Genomic DNA, 23,128 nt, shown 5'->3' with positions numbered 1-23,128 from the left:
TCTGTGTTGAACTATTTCGGAAGAGATCGTCGAAGCAAACTGAAGATGGCACGTGGCGCTCTTCTTGCGACTAGTGTCGTCTTTTTGCCGCTTGCTGCCGCAACGACGCTTCATGCCCAGACTGCCGGCAAAACCTATCAATTCTCGATACCGAGTCAGTCGCTATCGGCTGCACTCGTCCGCTACTCATCGATCACAGGCGTCGACGTCGTTTTCGACGGGGCAATGCCTGGCAACCTGCGCTCGTCAGGGCTCTCGGGTGACATGCCGGCAGAAGCCGGGCTCTCTCGACTTCTGGCTGGAACGGGTCTGTCCTACCGCTTCTCGTCAGCGAATACCGTCGTCCTGGTCAACCCGGCCGGAGGCGTCAGTGTTGCTCCCTCGGATGGGTCGACCATGCTTCAGCCAATCAGCGTGAGCGGCGAGAATGCACTCGGCCCCGTCGACGGTATTGTTGCCAGACAGAGCGCGACCGGAACAAAGACAGACACATCGCTCAAGGAGACACCGCAGGCCATCAACGTGGTCACCAGGGATCAGATGACGGCACAAGGTTCCGCGACGCTGACGCAGGCGCTGCGCTATACGCCCGGCGTCATCAGCCAGTATGGTGACGATTCCCGCTATGACTGGTTCACCATCCGCGGTTTCCGCCCAGGGCGTTATCTCGACGGCCTGCGCTTGCCATTCGGCTCGCGTGGCTATGCGCAGCCACGCGTGGAACCCTACAGCCTCGAGCGCGCAGAAGTCCTCAAGGGCCCATCGTCCGTCCTTTATGGCCAAGGCGAGCCCGGTGGCCTGATCAACATGGTGTCGAAGCGACCGAGCGCAACGGCCAAGAACGAGGTCGAACTGCAACTTGGCACCGACAACCGTGTCCAGACGGCGTTCGATCTCGGCGGCCCGGTTGGCGATAACGATGCCTTCCTTTACCGCATCGTTGGCGTTGGCCGCATCACCGACACGCAGTACGATTTCGTCAAGGAGCGGAAGGCCTACATCGCGCCGTCGTTCACGTTCCAGCCGGACGCAGCCACATCCCTCACGGTGCACGCCGACTACCAGAAGATCTATTCGCCGGGCGGCGGCGGCGCACCGGCCTTGCCCGCGAATGGCACGCTCTACACCAGCATTTATCCCGAGTTGTCGCGCGGCGCCTTTCCCGGCGAACCCGGCTATGACTATTACAAGAGCGACCAAGCCTCGGTCGGATACGAATTCGAGCACGAGTTCGATGATACGTGGACCGTTCGCCAGAACCTGCGTTATTCCTATATCGGAACCGACACGCAGCGCGTCCAGCCCTATTGCCCGACCGCGGTGTGCAATCCCGCAGGCTTCTATCGCTATGCCTGGGCTTTCCCGGAAAGTGCGCGCGCGGTCACCGTCGACAACCAGGCCGTTGCCAAGTTTTCGACCGGCGCGCTTGAACACACCGCTCTCTTCGGGCTCGACTACTCCTACGAAAGCAGCCGCTACGAGGAATCCGCGCTCGCGGGCATCCTGACGCCGTTCAACGCCTACGATCCCAACTACGGCGCCAGCACGGTCACGAGGCCGCCTATCGCGACGAGGATCGACCAACATCGCAGCCAGCTCGGCATCTATGCCCAAGACCAGATCGAGTGGGACCGCTTCGCGTTTTCCATCGGTGGCCGCTACGACTGGGCCAACACCGATACGCGGACGCGGACAACTTCGTCCAACACCCTTGTCGATCAGACCGACGGGCGTTTCACCTGGAAGACAGGCATCGTCTACAATTTCGACAATGGAATCTCGCCCTACGCGGGCTACTCGACGTCCTTCAACCCCGCCAGCGGTACGGATCGGTTCGGAAATGCCTTCAATCCAACGACGGGCGAGCAGTTCGAAGTCGGCGTGAAATACCAGCCTGACGGCATGAACAGCTTCGTCACGCTGTCCGCATATCACCTCACGCAAGACAATGTGCTGTCGCCAGATCCGATCAATACGAATTTCCGGGTCCAGACGGGCCAGGTCACGATGAAGGGCATCGAGATCGAAGGAAAGGCCGAGCTGAGCGATGCCTTCTCGGTGATCGCCTCCTACGCCTATACGGACAGCGAAATCACCAAGGACAATCCGAATGCCGCCGGCGTCAGCAACGAAGGCAACCGCTTTGCCTTCGTGCCGCGCAACCAGGCGTCCGTTTGGCTCGACTACGCCTTGCAGAGCTCGACCAACTGGGACGGCCTGAGCCTCGGCGCCGGCGCGCGCTACACGGGCCAGACATTCGGCGACAATGCCAACAAGTTCGACATCCCGAGCTATACCGTCTTCGACGCCGCCGTGCGCTACGATTTCGGCAAGGCCAACCCGAAGCTTGAGGGCCTGAAGGCATCGATCAACGTCAGCAATCTGTTCGACCGCAAATACGTGTCGACCTGCATTGCGGCGACCGGATGCTATTGGGGCGAAGGGCGCACCGTATACGCCACGTTGAAGTACAGCTGGTGACAGTGGCGAAGCAGCGCCAACCTTATCCCGGTCAACTGACGCGGCGGCAATTTGCCGCCGCGTTCGCGGCGTTCATGATGCCGCGTGTCGCCTCGGCCGCGCCCTCTATCCCCAAGATCGCGGTCCTGGATTGGGGCTGGGCCGAAAGTCTTGTTGCGATCGACGTCGCACCGCAGGCTGTCGCGGAAGCGCCGCTTTACGGTGACCGCGTTGTCGTGCCGGCGCTTCCAAAAGGCACGGTCGATCTCGGTCTGCGTTCATGGCCCAATATGGAGCTGCTGAGGTCGTTGCAACCGGACCTGATCTTGTCGCAGGCCGATTATGGCGTCTCTCAAGCGCGATTGCAGGACATCGCGCCCACCATGGCGCTGCCACTTTATACGGCTGAACAACAGCCCTTGCGACGATCGCACGAGGCGTTGATCGCGATTGGCCAGCGTATCGGTAGATCCTCGGCGGCCGAAGCGTTTCTTGATCGCAGTTACGCGAGGCTTGCCGCCATCAAGGCGGAGATGAGCGCCTACGACGGACGCCCTCTCCTGATCGTCAAGTTCACCGATGATCGCGTGATCGACGTCTATGGCGCCGGAAGCCTGTTCGACGACGTGTTGGCAAAGATCGGCATCACCAACGCGTGGCACGAGCCCACAAACAATTGGGGCTTTGCGACCGGCGGCCTCGACGCCATCGCCAGGTATCCGGAGGCGCGATTGCTGATCATCGAACCCGGCCCGCCGGACGCATTTCTTAAAAGCGCGCTCTGGCAGTCACTGCCTGCAGTACAGCGCGGCGATGTCGCCACCATTCCGCCCACCTGGGTGTTCGGGGCGTTCCCATCAGCAATGCGATTTGCTGTCGTTCTTCGAAAGGCCCTTGGTTTTGCGTAGGATCCCATTCGTGACGCCTCCCCGCGCTTATTGCCTGGCGATGCTAATAGCGCTTGCTCTCTGCTTCCTGGCACAACTAAGGTACGTCTCGCCGGATCGCCTACTCCAAGCGCTTCTCTATCCAGATGTTACACTGTTCGGCCAAGCGTATGTGCACTTCTCCTTGCTACCACGCATGGCGGTTGCCGTGCTCGCGGGGACGGCGCTCGGCTTTACGGGTGCGATCTTCCAGCAACTCCTGAAAAATCCGCTAGCCGAGCCTTCGACGCTCGGCGTTCTCTCGGGTGCTCAACTGGCAATCACGGTCGCATCCCTCACCGTTGCCAGCGTCTCTGCCGAGCAGCGCGAACTTGCAGGCGTCGTTGGCGCATTGGCGGCCGTCGCTCTCGTTTGCGGACTTGCGGCCAGGAGCGGTTATGCCCCAGTCACGCTGCTTCTGGCGGGCATGATCGTCAGCTTTGCGGCCGGCTCAGCATCGGTCGTCATGGCGCTGTTCCACCACGAGTACCTGCGAAGCGTATTTATCTGGGGAAGTGGCTCGCTTATCCAGAACGACTTCTCGGATGCCGCCGCACTTTCATTGCGGATGCTGGTACTAATCCCGGCGCTCCTGTTTTTCGTTCGACCGCTCGCCATTGCAGGACTTGATGACGCCGGCGCCCGAAGCCTCGGGATATCCCCCTCAAAGTTGCGTCTCGCCGTTCTCTTTCTGGCAACGATGTTGTCGGCGATGGTCGTCTCCCGCGCCGGGGTCATCGCATTCATCGGCCTAGCTGCCCCGCATATCGCGCGCCTCGCAGGCGCACGGACACTGCCGCAGCGGCTCGTCTGGGCAGCGCTGGTAGGTGGCGCTCTGCTACTGTTGGCAGATGGCATCGTGCTGTTCGTCACGCCCTTCATAGGAGAAGTACCGACAGGAACGATCACCGCACTCGCTGGCGCGCTCGCAATGTTGTTCATGCTGCGCAAGGTGCCCTCCGCTCCATTTCAGCCGACCGCCGAACGCGCGCATCAGACGATGGCGCCGATCACCAGAAACCTTCCACTGCCGCTCTCAATCGTACTGATGGTCGTGGTTGCAAGCTTATCGCTGACCGAGCATGCCTTTTCCGACGCCATCGACGTTTCGGTTCTCGTGCACGGCCGTTGGCCACGCGTTCTCACATCTGTAGCTGCCGGCGCCATGTTGGCGCTGGCCGGAGCTGTCCTGCAAGCCATTGCGAGAAACCCCATGGCAAGTCCCGAAGGTCTGGGCGTGAGCGGTGGTGCTGGCTTGGGCATAATCGCAGCCCTGTTCCTTGGCGGCACAAGCTCACCGGTCATGCCGTTGGCAGGCGGCATTATCGGCGCGCTACTTGCGCTGGCCACCATCCTCTTTGTCGCCGGGCGTCACAACTTTGCGCCTGGCCCGGTCATGCTCGCAGGCGTGGCGGTAGGCGCATTGGTCACCTCGGTCATATCAGTCATCGTCGCCAGTGGCGATCCGCGAGCAACATACGTTCTCGCGTGGACGATGGGGCCGACGTTTCGCGCCACCGGCTTGGTCGCAACCATCGCCGCTGCGATTGCCAGCCTCGCGCTTCTGCTTTCTCCTCTGTTCCGGCGTTGGATCGAGATCCTGCCGATGGGCGACGCACTCGCTCGATCGATCGGCATGCGACCGGTGCGCGTTCGCGCAACGCTGATGTTGTTTTCCGCCGCGCTGACTGCGGCTGCTACGCTCATTGTCGGACCGCTGAGCTTTGTCGGCCTTATGGCGCCACACATGGCACGCATGGCCCACCCAAAAGGCCCAGGATCCTTCATGTTGATGTCAAGCATCATCGGAGGTCTGCTGATGACACTCGCAGACTGGATCGGCAGAAGTGTCGACTTTCCCTATGAAATCCCAGCGGGCGTTCTGGCGGCATTTATTGGATGCCCGTACTTTATCCTGGTGGTTATCCGCCAAGGCGCCAGAAGTAGATAGACAGCTCCGAGATCAAACCGGAACAGGCCCGGCGGCACCGGCTTTTGAGCCAACCGCAACATCGGCTCGGTGAACAGAACGCTTCTCACGCGAACCTTGTCACGATGGCGTTTATCAAGGCCTATACGGGACCTAGCAGGGGCGGTCGGCGACTCCATTGGTATGGCCATCGCGCAGACGATGGCATGACTGTTGAAATCAAGCCGCAGACTTCGTCATTCGCGCCGACCAAGACTACTTTTTCTGTCCGGGCGCCTCATTGTGTCGTCGTAGGTCAGACTATCGAACGAATGTCGGAGCCCGGTGCCTCGTGTCCTGTGAGAAACTGGCGAAAAGACCGAGGAATGACCACAAAGGCCCACACTATATCTTGACTCATTTAGTAATGTTTTTATTGATGCGCTCGAGAGGTGATTTGCCTTTCCGCGGCGCAAATTGCCGCATTGAAGTTTTGGTCTTGCGTCAGCGACATGCCGGCGCTGCTGCTTGCCGGGAAGGGTCGCGCAATGGCATTTTCTTTCAAACGGGTTCGCTCGCATCGTGGCCTGCTCAGTTCGACGATGCTCGTAGGGATTGTGACAACCGCTTTGAACGCGGGACCGGCATTCGCGCAAGACGGCAACAGCACAGAGCTGGAGAAAATCACCGTTACCGGAAATGGTTCGAGCCCCCAGTCCATCAAAGAGGACAATGCTACGATCGTGCCCAAACGCACGATATCAGCGACGAAGACGGACACCCCACTCGTCGAGACGCCACGCTCCGTCTCCGTTGTCACCCGGGCGGAAATGGATGAGCGTGCGGTCACCGACATGATCCAGGCGGCCCGCTACGCCTCGGGCGTGACCACCGGCGCCTTCGGCTACGACCCGCGATTCGACCAGATCTACATCCGAGGCATCGAGACCACGACCACCGGCGACTTCCGCGACGGGCTGCGTCAGCCGATCATGAACTACGGCTCGTTCATGACGGAAGTCTACACGCTGGATCGCATTGAGGTGCTCAAGGGGCCTGTATCGGTGATGTACGGCGCGGCGAGCGCCGCCGGTATCGTCAACCGCATCTCAAAGCTGCCACTAGATGAAGAGCATCATGAAATTGAACTGCAATACGGCACCTTCGGCCGCAAGCAGGCAGCCTTCGATTTTGGCGGACCGATCAATGACGAGATAGATTACCGCCTGGTCGGGTTGGCCCGCGCAGGCGAAGGAAGCTACGACATTGATGATGATCGTTATCTCCTACAGCCGTCCGCTACCTGGAAGCCGAGTGAAGATACAACCTTCACCGTTTATGGCTTGGCGCAGAAAAGCGAGACAGGTGCAAGCGCCTGGAGCTATCTGCAGGACAACGATGTCTTCCTTTACACCGACCCGGACTTCAACAGCCAGAAGGTCGAACAGTATCAGCTGGGATACCAGCTGGAACATGAGTTCGAAAACGGCCTGACCTTCCGCCAGAATGCCCGCGCAGGCGATGTAAATCTGAAGGCCCATTACCTCAACCGCATCCTCGTCAATACAGACGGTAGCTGGCCGACGACCGCCGTGACGGAGGACATGCGCAGCTATCAGATCGACAATCAGCTCGAAGCCAAATTCGATACCGGCGAGGTCTCCCACACGCTGCTCGGCGGCCTTGATTACACATGGGTTTCGTCCGACTTCGCCATGGGCAGCGATAGTGTCGCAGCAAATACGCCCGGCTCCCTCGTTCCGGTGCCAGCGCTCAACTACTTCACCGGCAGCAGCCTCAATCAGACTGGCGTCTATGCACAGGATCAGATGGAATTCGGCAACTGGCGAGCCGTAGCAGGTCTTCGCTATGATTGGGCACACCAGGAATCAACCGTGAAAGGCGCTGGCGGCTCGACGGATGAAAAGGACGATGGCGTGCTTTCCGGCCAGGTGGGACTGCTCTACCTGTTTGACAACGGCATCGCCCCTTATGTCAGTTACGGAACATCGTTCGTTCCATCGACAGCTCTGTCGGAAGATGGCTCGGTTTTGGACCCCACAAAAGGGCGGCAGATCGAAGTTGGCGTCAAGTACCAGCCGGAAGGTGAGAACTACTCTCTGAGCGGGGCAGTTTATCGGCTGGTTGAAACCGGCAAGCCGCAGTACGATTCAAGCTTCCTGTTTTCCGAGAATTCAGGAGAGAACACCTATACGGGTTTCGAACTTGAGGGCCGCACCCAGTTCGACAACGGCATCAGCCTGATTGCTGCCTACACCTACGCTCATGCTGAGATCACCGGCAACAACGATGCGACCTTGATTGGTAATGCCCCTTCGACGGTACCGCGCCACGTCGCCTCCTTGTGGGTGAATTACGCGATGCCGGAGACCTCGGCCATACCTGGGCTGAGCATTGGGGGCGGCATTCGCGCGATGAGCGACTCCTTTACCAGCGATGCCAACACGGCCAAGAACGCCGGCGTCGGCTATCTCGATGCGGTCATTTCCTATGACTTTGGTGTGAGCTCTCCAGAACTCAAAGGACTGTCGCTTTCGGTAAGCGCCACAAACCTCGCCGATCGTCGCGAGCAGGTCTGCACCGATGGCTATTGCTACACCGGCCAGGGTCGTACGGTCATGGGCTCGCTGAAATTCAAGTGGTAACGAGCATTGCAACCACTTGCCGATCGACTAAGCGATAGACGGAATGAATATGTCTGAACAAGCCTACGCCTTGCCGGGAACAGTTCATTTCGATTTGGAGCCGATAGACGGTGGCGCCCCGTATCGCATTTTCCTGTTCATACCGAAAGGCGAGCCGCCTGCCGGCGGCTGGCCCCTTCTGGTCACAACCGACGGCAATGCGACATTCCCTTTCGCTTTCGCCAGCACGGTGACGCAAGCACCCTATCCGACTGGAACCAACGTCGAGTGGGGGGTTATTGCCGCGATCGGCTACCCCTGCGACGAACCCTATGACGCCTTCCGGCGGGCTTGGGATCTTGGCCCTCCGCCGGTCAAATCTTATCCGCCCTATTTCGAGGGCGGACCACCGGTCCGCATTGGCGGGACCGGGCAACTCGTCGACTTCATCGAGCACCGCCTCTTTCCACGGCTCGACGCGATCACGCGCATCGATCGAACGCGCAGGTCGCTGTTCGGCCATTCGTTCGGCGGGCTTTTCACGCTTTATACCCTTTTCGAACGCCCAAGCCTTTTCACGAACTGGATTGCGGCAAGTCCGACGATCTATTGGGAGGCAAGCGAGATCTTGAACAACGAGGCCGCACGGCAGCCCATCATTGGTCCAGCCGCCTTCCTTCATCTGTCGGCTGGCGAGTATGAAGGCGATGAGCTAGCTCCATTCCAATATCGCAACGACGACGCTGCATCCCGTGCGGAGAAGCGCAAGATCGAACGCACGGTCGCACTCGCGCGGGAAATGGCGGATCGACTGCATGATCCCGCCACGGGCATTCAGGCGCAGTTCGAGCTCTTCGCGGGGCAGACACACATGTCCGTGCTCGGACCAGCCGTCAATCGAGCCGTTGGTATTGCGTTTGAAAGCGGCCGCGTGGACGACAATCAACCGTCTGACCAGTAGCCAATGAAAAAGGGAAACACTTTGACCTCGCTAAAGCCCGCGCAAGCGATCCCCCAATTGGCAACTGCGTTCGACGTCAGCGGCGTTGGGCTTTGCATCCAGGACAATACCATCCTGTCTAACGTCACACTTGAATTTCCCGCAGGGGAAGTCGTGGCTCTGGTCGGGCACAATGGATCAGGCAAATCCAGCCTTTTGAAAATTCTTGGGCGCCAACAGTCGCCCACGTCAGGAACTGTTACCTGTAGCGGCCACGCACTCGATCACTATGGCGACCGCGACTTTGCGCGAGCGGTCGCTTATTTGCCGCAAGATCTGAGCACGGGTCTTGAGATGACAGTTCGCGAACTTGTCGGTTGCGGGCGCTATCCGTGGCATGGCGCCCTCGGTCGTTTTTCCGAGATCGACAAGGGCAAGGTCGATGCCGCGCTTGCGGCAACACACATAGAGATGCTTGCCGAACGCCTGGTCGGCACCCTGTCCGGCGGCGAACGACAACGCGCCTGGATCGCCATGCTGGTCGCTCAAGATGCTCGCTGTCTGCTACTCGACGAACCGACCGCAGCACTCGACGTCGCCCACCAGATCGAGGTTCTTTCACTCGTCCGTCGCCTGGCACATGAAGGCGGTCGGAGCGTGGTGATTGTCCTTCACGATATCAACATGGCAGCGCGCTTCTGTGATCGGATCCATGCTCTGAACCATGGTCACGTGGTTGCCAGCGGCACGCCGGCCGACATACTCGTGCCCGAGACGCTGTATGACATTTATGGGATCGACATGAATGTTATCGCCGCGCCGAATTTGAACCACCCACTTGCCTATGCTTGCTAGGTCAGGTGGTTTGATGCTCATCTCGCGAAGGACCTTTTTGCACTATGCGACTGCGATGGCGGCTGTTCCGACGCCGGTATTCGCTCAGACGTCTGGCCATAGGATCGTCAGTCTCGACTACGGCCTGTCATCGACGCTTCTCTCGCTCGGTCTGCCGCCGGTCGGCATCTCCGATCTCGCCGACTGGGGTCGGTGGGTGGTCGAGCCGGCAATGCCGGATTCCGTAGTTGATATCGGCAGCTCCTTCGAGGTGAACTTCGAAATCCTGGTCCAGCTGAAACCCGACATTATCTTGACGACGCCCTATCTCGACGAGTTGCTGCCCAGGTTGAAGCCCTATGGAAGAGTTGTGCGCCTGGAGATATTCACGCCTGATAGTGGGCCTGCTCTTCAGTCGGCGATATCAGGAACGCAGAAGCTTTCGGTGGAAATAGAACGCGAGAAGGAAGCGGAAGCATTCCTGACCCGCTCCGAGGCCTTCTTTGAAAGGTGCCGCGAACGACTGGCAGGGAAAGACATTCCGCCGATCGCTTTGGTGAACTTCATGGATGCGCGTCACGTCCGTATCTATTCAAACCCCGGACTGTTTCATGGTGTGCTCGAGCGGCTCGGCGTCCGCAACGCATGGACGAGGGAATCGAACTATTGGGGGTTCGAAACCATTGGCATTGAAGATCTTGCCAAGATCACGGCGCCGGATGCGCGCCTCGTTGCCTTTGATCCTGTCCCACCGGACGTTCTTCCCAAACTTGCAGAAAGTCCTTTGTGGAACCGGCTTCCATTTGCTCGCCCCGGACACCTGTCGATTCTTCCCGCGGCCCTGATGTTCGGGATGATGAACGAGGCCATCCGGTTTGCGAGTCTTCTGACCGATCTCCTGGAGCGCGACGCATGACCATTCTTCGTCGAGACGTCTTCGGGCCGGCACTTGTGGTCGCCATCTTTTTCATCGTTGGAGGCTGTGCATCCCTGTTGCTTGTCACCCCCTCCTTGAGGGCGCCTTCCGAGGCAAGCTACGATGCAACACGGCTTGTGCTTTATTACTCGACCCTCCCCCGCCTCGCGACAGCGATCCTTGCCGGTGCAGCGCTTGCCTTGGCGGGTACTCTCTTCCAACAGGTGTTGCGCAATCCGCTCGCCGATCCGACAACGCTTGGCGTGTCAGCCGGCGCCAACCTCGCCTTGGTGGTGGCATCGCTCTTCATCCCGGGACTGCTTGGAGCCAACCGCGATCTCGTCGCCCTGGCAGGGAGTGCTGCTGCCGCAGCGATTGTTCTCAGCCTCGGCGCGCGGCGTGGATTTTCGCCTTATTCCCTCGTGCTGTCAGGGCTGGTGCTTAGTCTATGGTGCGGCGGCCTCTCCGCCATCCTGACCTATCTCAATCAGCGCTACCTTGCGAGCCTCTTCATTTGGGGAAGCGGATCGCTGTCACAACAGAGCTGGGTCATACCATTGTCCTTGCTCTGGAAGATGGCAGCGGTGACGTTGGTTTGCGCCTTGATCGTAAGGCCGCTGTCTCTGCTCGATCTCGGCGATAACAATTCTGCATCTCTTGGTATCCGCGTGGCCCGACTTCGGGTCATTGCTGTCGGCTGTGCCGTGACCCTTTCCGCCGTTGTCACCAGTGCTATAGGTGTGATCAGCTTTATTGGTCTGGTCGCGCCGACGCTCGCGCGACTATCCGGCGCGCGGCGTCCCGGACAATTGATTTTCTGGTCTCCGCTGATCGGAGCCAGCCTTCTTTTCTGTGCCGACGCGGTCCTTCAATTGGTTGCTGGCGGGCTTGGGGACTTCCTGCCGACGGGCGCAGTTACCGCGATCTTCGGATCCCCCCTGTTGTTGGCGCTTTTGCCCCGACTGAAAATCCGCCACCGGATTCAACAGTCTGGGGTGTGGAACAGACCTCGACGTACCAACACAGCGGCATCGATCTCCTTTGTCGCGTTTGGGTTGCTTCTGGCCGTTGGCGTGAGCATGGTCGTGGGACGCGGCGTTGATGGCAGCCTTTCAATTCTTTCCGGCGACATGTCATCGGACATCCTCGCAATGCGAGCGCCAAAGGTTTTTGCAGCTTTGGCCTCAGGCGCAATGCTTGCGGTCGCAGGTTCTGTCCTGCAACGCCTCACAGGCAACGAAATGTCGAGCCCCGAGGTTCTCGGCATCAGCGCCGGATCGACATTCGGAGTTGCAATCGGGCTGTTTGCCATCGGACCCGGCCTGTTTGGCCAGTTTACCTTCGCGGTCGCCGGCTCGATCGGTGTGCTTGTCGTCATTTTCTTAAGCTCACGCCGGTCCGGCTTTTCTCCCGAACGCGTCCTGCTTGCCGGGATCGCGCTAAGCGCAATGGTCGATGCGGTCGTCGGCGTGTTGAGCTCCACCGGCGATCCAAGAGCCGCTCTTCTGATGAGATGGATGAGCGGCTCGACCTATCTCGTCGATGGGTCAACGGCCTTCGCGGAAATGACCATTGGTTTGGTACTGATGACCATTGCCTTTGCCACGCGACGCTGGCTGGATATCCTTCCACTCGGACCGTCACCGACATCAGCCATTGGCATATCACTGGCGCAGTCGAGACTTGTTCTTTTCGCTTTGGCAGGCCTGATGACCGGCGCCGCTACCCTCACTGTCGGCCCCCTTTCTTTCGTGGGATTGATGGGACCGCATCTGGCACGAGAGGCCGGTCTGACGCGCGCACTGCCACAGATGATCGGCGCAGCCCTGATCGGCGGCGCACTCATGGTTGCTGCCGATTTCCTGGGGCGCACGCTCGTATCGCCCTATCAGATCCCGGCCGGACTGGTTTCCGCGATGATCGGGGCGCCATTCCTGATGTTCATGATGCGGAGGAAGGCCTAGGTCAGGCGCCGCAACATGATCTCCACGTCACGCCTCGACACGCAAACACGATGCGCCCGTCGGGTATGGGGCAAATCTGCATGGCCGACCTAGCTTTGCAGGGACTGCGAGCGTCCCGGAAATGGCCAATCTTTTGAACTCACTGCCGTGTCGTTGGCAACCGGCGGTCATGGCGCGCCGTTCGCGCGTGACCTTGGATGGGGCACATATCCTCTGCTCCCATCGAGCAACGTCCTCGTATACGCGTGCTCGACGTTGTTTGAAAGCAATTGCTCGCGCGTCGCGATCTCGACAAAAACGCCGTCCTGCATGACAGCCACGCGGTTGCAGAGATGCGCGATAACGGCCATGTCATGGCTGACGAGGATGTAGGTCAGCTTCGAGCGTTCACGCAGATCCTTCAGGAGATTGAGAATTTCCGCCTGGATCGAGACGTCGAGCGCCGATGTCGGTTCGTCGAGCAAAAGGATCTTGGGTTCAAGGATAAGCGCGCGAGCAATCGCCACGCGCTGCCGCTGGCCGCCGGAGAGCTGGTGCGGGAAACGATGCCGGAAGCCGGGTGGCAGGCCGACGTCGCGCAGCACCTGCTCGACACGCTCTTGCCTGCGATCCAGCCCGTGGATCTCGAGGGGCTCCAGCAGCGTGCGACCGATCGTATGGCGCGGATGCAGGGAGCCGAAGGGATCCTGAAACACCATCTGCTGCTTGGCGAGCTGCGCGCGCGACCGTTTCGAGCCGACCACGTCGCCGTCGATCGAGACAGAACCGCTCCATTCCTTGATGCGTCCCGCCAGCGCGCCGAGCACAGTCGACTTGCCGCAGCCGCTTTCGCCGACCAGACCGAATGTCTCGCCCGGCGCGACCTCGAAGGCGACGCTCTTTACGACCTGCTTGAAATCATTGCCGCTACCGAAGGACACGGCGAGATCGTTTACCGATATGATGGACATGTCACGCCTCCGCCCAGCTTGCCTGACGCTTCAGCACTTCCAGCCGATCCCTGGGATGGTCGAGACTGGGCAGCGCCTCAAGCAGGCCGCGTGTGTAGGGATGGGTTGCTTCGTCGAGCCTTGAGGCTTCGATCGTTTCCACGATCCGGCCCGCATACATGATGATGACGCGGTCGCAGAAGCTCTTCACGAGGTTGAGGTCGTGAGAGATGAAGATCAGGCCGATGTTGCGTTCCGTGATCAGGTCGTCGAGGATCGACAGCACCTGCTGGCGCACGGTCACATCGAGTGCCGAGGTCGGTTCGTCGGCGATGATCAGCGATGGCGAGGAGATCAGCATCATCGAGATCATGATGCGCTGCCCCATGCCGCCCGAGACCTCGTGCGGGTAGAGATTGAAGACGCGTTGCGGGTCGCGGATATTCACCCGCTCCAGCATGGCAAGCGTACGCTCGCGCGCCGCCTTCTTGCCAAGGCGCTCGTGCAGGATGACGGTTTCGGCAATCTGCTCTCCGACGGTCATGACGGGATTGAGCGAATATTTCGGGTCCTGCAGGATCATCGAAATCCGGCTACCGCGGATCGCGCGCATGTCGGCCTCGCTGGCAGCGAGGAGATCGACATCCTCGAAGCGCAGCTCATCGGCGACGACTTGAGCCGTACCCGGCTGCAAGCGCATGATCGCGCGTCCGGTCGTGCTCTTGCCGGAACCGGATTCGCCAATGATGCCAACTTTCTCGCGGCCGACATCGAAGCTCACATTCTTGACGGCGTTGACCACGCCGGACAGCGTAGGAAACTGCACCGACATGTTCTTGACCGAGAGGATCGGTTTTGACTGTTCAGGCATTGCGGGGATCCATGATGTCGCGCAGTCCGTCGCCAAGCAGGTTGAAGGCGAGACTGACCAGGAGAATGGCGATACCGGGAACCGTCGTCAGCCACCAGGCATCGAGAAGATATTGGCGTCCGGAAGCCGCCATGGCGCCCCATTCGGGCATTGGCGGCTGCGCGCCGAGCCCGAGGAAGCCAAGACCGGCGGCCGTCAGGATGACGCTCGACATGTTCAGCGTCAGGCGGATGATGATCGACGGCGCGCAGAGCGGCACGATATGGCGAAACAGAATGCGGCCCATGCCAGCGCCCTGCAGCTCGGCTGCAACGACGAAATCTGCAGCACGGAACGTCAGCGTTTCGGCACGCGCCAGACGCGCGATCGGCGGCCAGACGGTGAGCGCGATGGCGATGACCGCATTCTCGATCCCGGGACCAAGGGCTGCGGAAAAGGCGAGCGCCAGAACGAGACTTGGAAACGAAAGGAAGATATCGGTGATGCGCATCAAGACGACATCGACCCAGCCGCCAAGATAGCCGGCGGTCGCGCCGATCGCAAAGCCGATGGGCGCCACGATGACCGTGACCAGAATGCTGATGTAGAGCGTCGTGCGGGCACCGTAGACGAGGCGCGAATAGACGTCTCGGCCGAATTCGTCGGTACCGAACCAGTTGGCGGATGATGGCGGCTTCAGCGCCATGGTCAGATCCTGGAGGATCGGATCATGATTGGCGAGCAGCGGCGCGAAGGTCGCGATCAAGACGAGCAAAAGCACGACGATGAAGCCGGCGAATGCCAATGGGTTGGCAATCAGGTTCAGCCACAGGACATAGGCCTTGTGGAGCCGCGCCTGACGCGTCGAGGAAAACTCCTCGTTGATCAGCCAATTGTGCAGATCGTTGAAATAACGTGTCGCCATGATGTCACCGGGTACGCGGATCAAGGAACCGATAGGTCAGGTCCGACAGGAGGTTGATGGCGATCGAGATGATGCCGATGAGGAGCACGCTGCCGAGCACCGCGTTCATGTCTGCGAAGAACAGTGCCGAGGTGAGATACTGGCCAAGGCCGGGCCACGCGAAAACCGTCTCGATCAGAACCGTGCCGTCGAGCAGGCCGCAATAGGCGAGAGCCACGATCGTCAGCAGCTGCACGCGGATGTTGCGAAACGCGTGGCGCCAGACGATCGCCCGCTGACCGAGGCCCTTGGCCTTGGCGGTCAACACATACTCCTGCCGCAGCTGCTCGAGCATGAAGCTGCGGCTCATGCGGCTGAGATAGGCCATCGCGGCATAGCCGAGGATCAGCGCAGGCGCCGCAACATGCAGCAGGGCATCGCGGAAGACTTCCCACTCGCCGGCAAGGATCGCGTCGACGAGGATGGAATTGGTCGGTCCTTCGACCAGCCCTTCATTATAGACATCGAGGCGGCCGCTGCCGGGTATGAGACCGAACTTCGCGTAGAAAACGAGGATGACGATCGTGCCCAGCCAGAAGATCGGCGTCGAGTGGCCGAGCAGTCCGACGACACGCGCTAGGTGATCGACCCAGGTGCCCTTGCGCACAGCGGAGATGATGCCAAGCGGGATACCGAAGCCGGCGCCGATGATCGTTGCCAGCGTGGCGAGCTCCAGCGTTGCCGGAAAGACGCGGGCGAGATCGCTGGCGACGGGGTTCTTCGTCACGTGTGACTGGCCGAAATCCAGATGTGCGACATTGCCGAGATAGGTGGCAAACTGCACATAGAGCGGCTGATCCAGCCCCATCTCCTTGTAGACGCGCTCGTAGGTCTCGTGATCGGCCTGGTCGCCGATCACGGCGATAACCGGATCGGCGGGAACCATGCGACCGACAACGAAGGTAATCACGAGCAGGCCGAGCAGCGTTGTCAGGATGACGGCAAAGGATGCCGTCACCTTGCGCAGCGCGCCAAGCGCCGCCCGTGCGCCTGCCGGCGTGTTTCCAGATGTCTGTGAGATACTCACGTCATTCTCCTCGACAGGAAGGGCTTAATCGCCCTTCGAGACGGTGTCCCAACGGGTGAGCCAGGTCGAATGGCCGACATAGCCCTTGACTTCTTTTCTGACCGCCTTTGCGTCCGTGCGCTGGAAGGAGGTGATCAAGGCCGGCGAAGCATCCAGATAGGCCTTGTTGATCTTGGCGTAGAGATCGGCGCGCTTCTGCTGGTCGGTCTCGTGCGCGGCCGCTGTCACCATGTCCTGGATGTCCTTCGGAACCTCCCAAGCAGAGCGCCAGGCGATCAGACCGGAGAGTTTCGCATCGTCGGCATTGTTGGGGTTCGTGGCATAGGACGCCAGAACCGCATGCGGGTCGGGAAGACGTTCGCCGGTGCGCGCCGAGAAGATCTCGAACTCGCGGTTGCGGAACTTGCCGATATGATCGCCACCCTGTAGATCGAGCTTGATGCCGGCCTTGGCGGCGTTGGCCTGCAGCGACTGCGCGACTTCGTATTCGGGCGTCACAGGCGTTGCGTAATAGACCTTGGAGAAGCCATCGGGATAGCCGGCTTCCGCCAGCAACTGCTTGGCCTTGTCGATATCGAGCTTGTACGGGTTCTCGGTGCTGGCGCCGGGCAGGCCGCCCGGAATGATCGTCTGCTGCTTGATGCCGTAATATTTCATGACGGTGTTGGCGAGGCCGTCATAGTCGATGAGATAGCGGAATGCCTCGCGGACCTTCGGCTTGGAGAGGATTTCGTCCTTCTGGTTAAGCGCCAGATAGTAGAAGCCGAAGCCCGGCGTCTTCTGGATATCGGCCTTGCCGCCGGCCTCGATCGCCGCCAGATCGGTAGAGGACAGACGCGTCGCGACATCAACGTCGCCGGCTTCCAATTGCAGACGCTGGCCTGACGATTCGGGCATATGGCGAAGGATGACCCGGCGCATCTTCGGGGCGCCCTGCCAGTAATCCTTGAAGGCCTCGGCGATCAAAAGGTCGTTGACGCGCCAGGTGCGCAGCGAATAGGGGCCGGACCCGGCATCATTGGTCTGCAGGAATTCGCGGCCCATGTCGCCGTTCTTCTCGTTCTTGGCGAGAAGCTGGCTATCCAGGATCGAGGTCGAGAAGCTGGCGAGCGAGAAGAGGATCAGGTTCGGGTTCCAGACCTCGGGCGTCTGGAGCACGACGGTTGAATCATCCGTTGCCTTGATCAGCTCATCGACATTCTTGTCGGTGATGCCCCACTGGCGAAGATCGACGGAGGGCGCCAGCCCGAGCTTCACCAGGCGGCGCAGCGACCACTCGACATCCTTGGCGGTCAGCGCGTTGCCGGAATGGAAGGTGACGCCGGACCGGATCTTGAAGGTGAAGGTCTTGCCGTCGTCGGACACTGTCCAGCTCTCGGCGATGCCCGGCTGCGGCTTGGTGATGTCGTCAGCGGCGAGCACGATCAGCCGCTCATAGAGATTGGCGACGATTTCCGCTGATTCCAGCTGGTTGAGCTCGTTCGGATCCAGACCGCGCATCGAGGACATGTTGGTGGCGATCACCAGCTGATCCTTGGGCGTTGCCGCCTGCACTGCGAGCGGCATGGCAAGCGTCGACGCCACCATAGCCGATGCCATCAGAAAACTGCGTCTTTTCATCGTCCTATCTCCTCCCTGGTGCGCCGGACCTCGCCCCGAGCGCGAATTTTCATATCGACATCGATCTGAAATCTGGTATATCAGATCTCACAAAACGATTTTGTCGTCAACGGGGGAATTTTCGGGACATGCAAAAAGAGGCATCGACGCAGCCTGCCGCAGACCGCATCGCGAAGATCGACCCGCGTTTTCTGACGACATTGCGCGACCACGTGCACAAGACGCTGCGCACCGCGATCCTCTCCGGCCGCTTTGCGCCGGATGAGCGCGTCAACGAGCGCCAGCTCGCAGAGCAGCTCGGCGTCAGTACGACACCCATCAAGGAAGCCCTGCGTCAGCTTGAAACCGAAGGGTTGGTGGAGACGCTGCCGCGTCGCGGCGTGCTGATCCGCTTCAATGCCGGCTGGGCGGAAGAGATGATCCTGGCGCGCGCCGCGCTGGAATCGATGATCGCCCACCTCGCCGCCAAGCGCATCGAGAAGACCGAAGCGGCCAATCTGGACGATATCGTCGCGCTGATGCGCAAAGCGACCGAGGAGGGCGTGGCCGACGATCTGATCTCGCTCAACGAGACATTTCATGAGCAGATCCACATCGCCTCGCGATGCCAGTATCTCTCGCGGATGATCGAACGGCAGCAGTTTTACGACGGCAGCATCCGCCGGGTCATTCATTCCGATCCGCTCGAGCGCGGCAAGGCGCTGGCCGAACATGCCGCGATCGCCGCCGCCATCATCTCCAGCGACAGCGACAAGGCCGAACGCGTGATGCGCGACCACGTCGTCCGTTCCGGCGAAACCTACCTCAACATCGTGTTCAAGAAGAAGGAGGACATCTGACGTGACCGAGGCAATGGAAAAGATCCGCAAGGCCCTGACGGGCATATCGGGCGTGCCCGTGACCCCCTACAAAGCAGATGGCAGCGTCGATGTCGCCAAGCTCTCGGCTCTGATCACCCGCCTCGCCCATGCGCGGGTCCACAATCTGATGGCCGCCGGCAACACCGGTGAGTTCTTCACCCTGACCATGGATGAAGTGCGCGCTGTCCACGCCGCGACGATCAAGGCCGCTGGCGGCAAGTCCCTGGTTAGCGCAGCTGTCGGTCGTTCGCTGACCGAAGCAAAGGCGCTTGCCCGCGATGCCATCGCCGAAGGCGCCGACGCGATCATGGGCCATCACCCGATGGACCCCTTCGCCGGCCCAAGCTACCAGGCGCGCTACTTCCTGGAGCTCGCCGACGCCAGCACGGTTCCCGTCATCGCCTATGTGCGCAGCGACACCTTCTCCGTCGCCGACTTCCGCAAGCTGGCGCTGCACCCGAATATCGCCGGCATCAAGTTTGCATCCGGTAATCTCATGCTGCTCGCCGAAGTGATCCGCGCCACCAGGGATGCGCCGGCGATCTGGGTCTGCGGCCTTGCCGAGGGCTGGGCGCCGGCCTTCTATGCCACGGGCGCCCGTGGCTTCACCTCGGGCCTCGTGAACGTCTTTCCGGAACGCTCGCACGCCATCCATCAGGCGCTGGAAACCGGTGACTACGCCGCCGCTCGCGCGCTCATCGACGATATCGCCGGCTTCGAGGCGCTGCGCACCAAATACCTCAACGGCGCCAATGTCACCGTCGTCAAGGAAGCGCTCGGCATGCTCGGAACAGAGGTCGGCCCCGTGCGCGTGCCCGGCGTCGAGAGCCTGACCGAAGCCGAACGCGCCGACCTGCGCGCCATCGTCGACAATGTCGCCGAAAAGAGCCGCGCGGCCTGAGGAAGATCCAATGCATATCACCGGCATCAAGACCTACATGCAGCGCGTGGACGACCGCCCTCGCCTGCTTCTGAAAATCGAGACCAGCGAAGGCATCTCCGGCTGGGGCGAGTGCTACAACCACGGCCCGGACTGGGCACTGCCGCCGCTTCTCGACTACCTCTTTCATCAGATCGAGGGCGAGGATCCGCGCCGCGTGGAATTCCTCGTGCTCAAGCTCAACCAGCAATGCCGTTTTCCGCCGGGTGCGCTTGGCCTCGCGGCGATTTCGGCGATCGACCACGCGCTCTGGGATATCGCCGGCAAGGCTGCCGGCCTGCCCGTTTACATGCTGCTCGGCGGCAATGTACGCGATCGCGTCAAGGTCTATTGCGGCGTCTATACGGCGCCGGACCCGGAAGCCGCGCGCGACCAGTCGCTCGAGCTGAACGAGAAATACGGCTACACCGCCTTCAAGCTCAGCCCCTATCGCCGCGATCTTCATACCGGCCGCTGGGGCGAACTCGTCAAGGAAACGGGCGACTGGTTCGGCAAGATCCGCGAGATCACGCCATCGCATTTTGACTACGCGTTCGACGCTCATGCGAAGATTTTCGAACCGTATCAGGCCGTCCAGCTTGCAGCCGCCATCGCGCCAAACGATCCGCTTTTCTACGAAGAGCCGATCCGGCCGGAACACATCCCGGCATGGACGGAGCTGAAGTCGAAGGTGACCGTTCCGCTCGCAACCGGTGAATCGCTCTATTCGCGCTTCGAGTTCCTGGCGCTGCTGTCGGCCCGTGGCGCCGACATCATCCAGCCCGATATCTGCGTGGTCGGCGGGGTCAGCGAAATGCGGCGCATCGCTGCTATCGCCGAGGCGCACTATGTGACGGTCGCGCCGCACAACCCGATGGGTCCGCTGGCAACCGCGGTCAACATCCACTTCTGCGCGGCCCAGCCGAACTTCAAGGTGCTGGAATTCAAGCCGCATGTCCATGCGCCCTGGGCAGCCGACCCCTACATGCCTGTCGACGGACACATGGAGCTACGCCCGGATCGCCCTGGCTGGGGCCTGGAGATCGACGAAAAGGCGCTGCAGACGGAGGATTACATCCACTGGGAGCGGAAGATTACCCGCAAGCCCGACGGCGCGACGGCTTATCCCTGATATGCTCTAGCTTGGCCGCGGCGACGGAGTGCGCCGCGGCCAGCATTAGATCCAGAGATCTGAATATTATCGCTCTTGAGAGAATTCGAACCAAACTCTCCAGAAAGCTGGTCGATCGGCAACCGCAAGGTCAGGGCAATCTGACTGTAACGGAACAGTTTTCGGCGTGGGTCCGGCACATAGCGGCAGCGCGGCAATCGAGGGCCAAATAATATTCTACTAAATCTATAGACAATAAAAAATCGGCCTTTCTCAGACGCTGTCGGTTTCCCTAAGCTCACAGTCAAGCGGTCGGCGAGGGGTTTCGTCCGATCCGCCTTCACCATCCGGCTGCAAGGGGACACCAATGCGCAAATCGACCATCCTATCCGACGTTTCCGTCAATCGTCGCGGGGCGCTTGCGCTGTCTGGCGCCTTGGCTTTCGGCTCGCTACTGTCGGTCCAGGGATTTTCGCCACCGGTCCTCGCCGAGACGGATGACAGGAAGACGGTGACGATCACCGACGAACTTGGCCGTGAGGTCACCGTCAAGACGCCGATCAGGGCCGTCTACACCGACCTCTGGTACCAGGCGGAGATCGTTCGGGCGATAGGCGCTGGCGATACGATCGTCTCGATCGACCAGAGCACCAATCCCGCCAAGAACCCGGCGAACAAGGACTATTTCGCCAAATTCGCCAGCCTTCCGGATGCCGGCAATTACAATGGCCCCAACTGGGAGACGATTGCCGCCTCCGGCGCGGAAGTCTTCTTCACCCGCCGCAATGCGCCATGGCAGGATGCGATCGAGAAGCTGAAGCCTTTCGGCATCGAGGTTGTCGTCGTCAGCACCTGGGACCCGAAGGTTCTGCGCGCGCAGCTGCCCAACCTCGGCAAGATCTTCGGCCAAGAAAAGGGCGCGGCGGATCTTGCAGCACTCTACGATGATATCGATGCGGTGCTTGCACAGCATCTGAAGGGTGTCGAGCCGAAGAAGGTCTATTTCGAGAACAATGCGGATTTCGCGACCTCGCTTCCCGGCTCCGGCTTCCATGACACGATTGTGCTCGGCGGCGGCAAGAACATCTTCGGCGACATCGCCATTGCCAATACCGGCAGTGCATCGGTCCACACTTACACGGTCGATCCGGTCGAGATCATCAACCGCAACCCGGATGTGATCATCCACAATGGCGTCGACGGCCTGGCGGCCGGCTATCAGCCGTGGGACCAGACACAGTTCGCGGCGCAGGCGCAGCGCATCATCGATCGCCCCGGCTGGAGCGCGATCAAGGCGGTTCAGGACAAAAACGTCATCGTCTTCAGCAACTTCTTCTTCTCCGCCCTCGGCAAGCAGCTCGGCGCGCTCGCCGTCGCCAAATGGCTTTATCCCGATCGTCTCGCGGATGTCGATGTCGATGCCTATTTCGCCCGCTGGCTCAAGGCGCAGGGCGTCGAAGCCCGCTCCGTCGCCGACTACGCCTACAGGCTCGACGGCAAGGTCTGAGATGCCGCGACGCGCCTCAGCGCTATGACACCCATTCAGTTTCGAGGAAAAGATGAGTTCAGTCCAAACGGAATCCCATTCTTCGCCTTTACCGCATTCCCTGCCGACCGATACCCGCAAACCGCGTGACCGCTATACCGGCCAGAAGCTTGCAATCGGCCTCGGGATCGCCGCCGTCGTCATCACCGCTCTTGTCGGCATCCAGATTGGAACTTCCGGGGCAACACTGGTCAACGTCCTGCAGACCTTCTGGGCGAAGATCACCGGCACGGTACCGACGGATCGCACAACGCTTCTGATGCACAACGTCATCTGGGAGCTGCGCCTGCCGCGCGTGCTTCTCGCCATTCTCGGCGGCGCGGCACTCGCCGTCGCCGGCACGCTGTTTCAGGGCCTGCTGCGCAATCCGCTGGTCAGCCCCTATACGCTCGGCATCGCGCCTGCAGCAGCCTTTGGCGCCTCGCTGGCGATCGTCGTCTTTGGCGCGACGGCCGGAAGTGCGGCGGTGTCGCTTGTCATCGGCGCGCTTCTGTTCTCCCTCATCAACACGGCGCTTGTCCTTTCACTCGCATCGTCGCGCAATCTCCATGCGACGACGCTCATCCTCGTCGGCATTGCGCTTTCGCAGCTCTTCGGCGCGCTGACGGCTGTCAGTACCGGAGCAATACTCCTCATTAGTGCCGTTTGAATCTTCCCCAGGTGCTGCGGCCGCTGGTCTTCCGGGGCGCGCCCCGGAAGACCAGCGGC

Annotated in this window: 18 protein-coding genes; 13 read left to right on the top strand and 5 right to left on the bottom strand. The window is 60.6% G+C overall.

The genetic code is table 11. The annotated features are described in order from the left end of the window. Window positions 1-45 precede the first annotated feature (45 nt). The 8 genes from J5286_RS23600 (at window position 46) to fhuB (J5286_RS23565) (ending at window position 12,594) form a co-directional block, all read left to right on the top strand. The gene (locus J5286_RS23600) at window positions 46-2,481 is read left to right on the top strand and encodes a TonB-dependent siderophore receptor (protein ID WP_209192156.1); all 2,436 of its coding nucleotides are present in this window, start codon (window positions 46-48) and stop codon (window positions 2,479-2,481) included. A 2-nt stretch (window positions 2,482-2,483) separates the two neighbouring features. Continuing rightward, window positions 2,484-3,368: an ABC transporter substrate-binding protein gene (locus J5286_RS23595; protein ID WP_348529900.1), complete on the top strand. Its 885-nt coding sequence runs from the start codon at window positions 2,484-2,486 to the stop codon at window positions 3,366-3,368. 10 nt (window positions 3,369-3,378) lie between these two features. Then, window positions 3,379-5,337: a Fe(3+)-hydroxamate ABC transporter permease FhuB gene (gene fhuB, locus J5286_RS23590; RefSeq protein WP_209192154.1), complete on the top strand. Its 1,959-nt coding sequence runs from the start codon at window positions 3,379-3,381 to the stop codon at window positions 5,335-5,337. 506 nt (window positions 5,338-5,843) lie between these two features. Next, window positions 5,844-7,961 carry a TonB-dependent siderophore receptor gene (locus J5286_RS23585; RefSeq protein WP_209192153.1) on the top strand — a complete coding sequence of 706 codons (2,118 nt, stop codon included), beginning with the start codon at window positions 5,844-5,846 and terminating at the stop codon, window positions 7,959-7,961. A gap of 49 nt (window positions 7,962-8,010) precedes the next feature. Then, on the top strand, window positions 8,011-8,901 hold the full coding sequence (locus J5286_RS23580; protein WP_209192152.1) for an alpha/beta hydrolase: 891 nt from the start codon (window positions 8,011-8,013) through the stop codon (window positions 8,899-8,901). Window positions 8,902-8,904: 3 nt separating this feature from the next. Continuing rightward, entirely contained in the window at window positions 8,905-9,735 is an 831-nt protein-coding gene (locus tag J5286_RS23575) for an ABC transporter ATP-binding protein (RefSeq protein ID WP_209192151.1), read from the top strand. 13 nt (window positions 9,736-9,748) lie between these two features. Continuing rightward, window positions 9,749-10,630: an ABC transporter substrate-binding protein gene (locus J5286_RS23570; RefSeq protein WP_209192150.1), complete on the top strand. Its 882-nt coding sequence runs from the start codon at window positions 9,749-9,751 to the stop codon at window positions 10,628-10,630. Then, on the top strand, window positions 10,627-12,594 hold the full coding sequence (gene fhuB, locus J5286_RS23565) for a Fe(3+)-hydroxamate ABC transporter permease FhuB (protein WP_209192961.1): 1,968 nt from the start codon (window positions 10,627-10,629) through the stop codon (window positions 12,592-12,594). The genes J5286_RS23570 and fhuB (J5286_RS23565) overlap by 4 nt, the downstream gene beginning before the upstream one ends. A gap of 167 nt (window positions 12,595-12,761) precedes the next feature. On the opposite strand, the gene J5286_RS23560 is transcribed toward fhuB (J5286_RS23565), so the two are convergent. From J5286_RS23560 to J5286_RS23540, 5 genes are read right to left on the bottom strand one after another with little or no spacing between them, the layout of a single operon-like run. Next, window positions 12,762-13,544 (bottom strand): ABC transporter ATP-binding protein, encoded by a 783-nt coding sequence (locus J5286_RS23560; protein WP_209192149.1) that lies wholly within the window; start codon window positions 13,542-13,544, stop codon window positions 12,762-12,764. Window position 13,545: 1 nt separating this feature from the next. Continuing rightward, entirely contained in the window at window positions 13,546-14,394 is an 849-nt protein-coding gene (locus J5286_RS23555) for an ABC transporter ATP-binding protein (protein ID WP_112436484.1), read from the bottom strand. Further along, entirely contained in the window at window positions 14,387-15,298 is a 912-nt protein-coding gene (locus J5286_RS23550) for an ABC transporter permease (protein ID WP_209192148.1), read from the bottom strand. The genes J5286_RS23555 and J5286_RS23550 overlap by 8 nt, the downstream gene beginning before the upstream one ends. 4 nt (window positions 15,299-15,302) lie before the next feature. Next, complete coding sequence (locus J5286_RS23545) at window positions 15,303-16,364, bottom strand: ABC transporter permease (protein ID WP_209192147.1); 1,062 nt, start codon at window positions 16,362-16,364, stop codon at window positions 15,303-15,305. Window positions 16,365-16,388: 24 nt separating this feature from the next. Next, a complete protein-coding gene (locus J5286_RS23540; protein WP_209192146.1) occupies window positions 16,389-17,984 on the bottom strand; it encodes an ABC transporter substrate-binding protein in 1,596 nt (531 codons plus the stop codon). 128 nt (window positions 17,985-18,112) lie between these two features. Between J5286_RS23540 and J5286_RS23535 the strand changes: the two genes are divergently transcribed. From J5286_RS23535 to J5286_RS23515, 5 genes are all read left to right on the top strand, one after another. After that, complete coding sequence (locus J5286_RS23535; RefSeq protein ID WP_209192145.1) at window positions 18,113-18,823, top strand: GntR family transcriptional regulator; 711 nt, start codon at window positions 18,113-18,115, stop codon at window positions 18,821-18,823. A 13-nt stretch (window positions 18,824-18,836) separates the two neighbouring features. After that, the gene (locus J5286_RS23530; protein WP_209192960.1) at window positions 18,837-19,745 is read left to right on the top strand and encodes a dihydrodipicolinate synthase family protein; all 909 of its coding nucleotides are present in this window, start codon (window positions 18,837-18,839) and stop codon (window positions 19,743-19,745) included. 10 nt (window positions 19,746-19,755) lie between these two features. Continuing rightward, on the top strand, window positions 19,756-20,895 hold the full coding sequence (locus J5286_RS23525) for a mandelate racemase/muconate lactonizing enzyme family protein (protein WP_209192144.1): 1,140 nt from the start codon (window positions 19,756-19,758) through the stop codon (window positions 20,893-20,895). 346 nt (window positions 20,896-21,241) lie between these two features. Beyond that, a complete protein-coding gene (locus J5286_RS23520; protein WP_209192143.1) occupies window positions 21,242-22,381 on the top strand; it encodes an ABC transporter substrate-binding protein in 1,140 nt (379 codons plus the stop codon). A 52-nt stretch (window positions 22,382-22,433) separates the two neighbouring features. Continuing rightward, window positions 22,434-23,069 carry a FecCD family ABC transporter permease gene (locus tag J5286_RS23515; RefSeq protein WP_245206509.1) on the top strand — a complete coding sequence of 212 codons (636 nt, stop codon included), beginning with the start codon at window positions 22,434-22,436 and terminating at the stop codon, window positions 23,067-23,069. The last annotated feature ends 59 nt before the right edge of the window (window positions 23,070-23,128 follow it).

This window comes from Rhizobium sp. 16-488-2b (genome assembly GCF_017741815.1).
Classification (GTDB): domain Bacteria; phylum Pseudomonadota; class Alphaproteobacteria; order Rhizobiales; family Rhizobiaceae; genus Rhizobium.
The sequence above is the reverse complement of the archived record's forward strand: the minus strand, read 5'-3'. Positions and strand labels throughout refer to the sequence as shown.

Coding starts and splice junctions, on each gene's coding strand:
- J5286_RS23600 (WP_209192156.1), top strand. CDS start 46: ATGGCACGTGGCGCTCTTCTTGCGACTAGTGTCGTCTTTTTGCCGCTT.
- J5286_RS23585 (WP_209192153.1), top strand. CDS start 5,844: ATGGCATTTTCTTTCAAACGGGTTCGCTCGCATCGTGGCCTGCTCAGT.
- J5286_RS23580 (WP_209192152.1), top strand. CDS start 8,011: ATGTCTGAACAAGCCTACGCCTTGCCGGGAACAGTTCATTTCGATTTG.
- J5286_RS23575 (WP_209192151.1), top strand. CDS start 8,905: ATGAAAAAGGGAAACACTTTGACCTCGCTAAAGCCCGCGCAAGCGATC.
- J5286_RS23570 (WP_209192150.1), top strand. CDS start 9,749: ATGCTCATCTCGCGAAGGACCTTTTTGCACTATGCGACTGCGATGGCG.
- fhuB (WP_209192961.1), top strand. CDS start 10,627: ATGACCATTCTTCGTCGAGACGTCTTCGGGCCGGCACTTGTGGTCGCC.
- J5286_RS23560 (WP_209192149.1), bottom strand. CDS start 13,544: ATGTCCATCATATCGGTAAACGATCTCGCCGTGTCCTTCGGTAGCGGC.
- J5286_RS23555 (WP_112436484.1), bottom strand. CDS start 14,394: ATGCCTGAACAGTCAAAACCGATCCTCTCGGTCAAGAACATGTCGGTG.
- J5286_RS23550 (WP_209192148.1), bottom strand. CDS start 15,298: ATGGCGACACGTTATTTCAACGATCTGCACAATTGGCTGATCAACGAG.
- J5286_RS23540 (WP_209192146.1), bottom strand. CDS start 17,984: ATGAAAAGACGCAGTTTTCTGATGGCATCGGCTATGGTGGCGTCGACG.
- J5286_RS23535 (WP_209192145.1), top strand. CDS start 18,113: ATGCAAAAAGAGGCATCGACGCAGCCTGCCGCAGACCGCATCGCGAAG.
- J5286_RS23530 (WP_209192960.1), top strand. CDS start 18,837: ATGGAAAAGATCCGCAAGGCCCTGACGGGCATATCGGGCGTGCCCGTG.
- J5286_RS23525 (WP_209192144.1), top strand. CDS start 19,756: ATGCATATCACCGGCATCAAGACCTACATGCAGCGCGTGGACGACCGC.
- J5286_RS23520 (WP_209192143.1), top strand. CDS start 21,242: ATGCGCAAATCGACCATCCTATCCGACGTTTCCGTCAATCGTCGCGGG.
- J5286_RS23515 (WP_245206509.1), top strand. CDS start 22,434: ATGAGTTCAGTCCAAACGGAATCCCATTCTTCGCCTTTACCGCATTCC.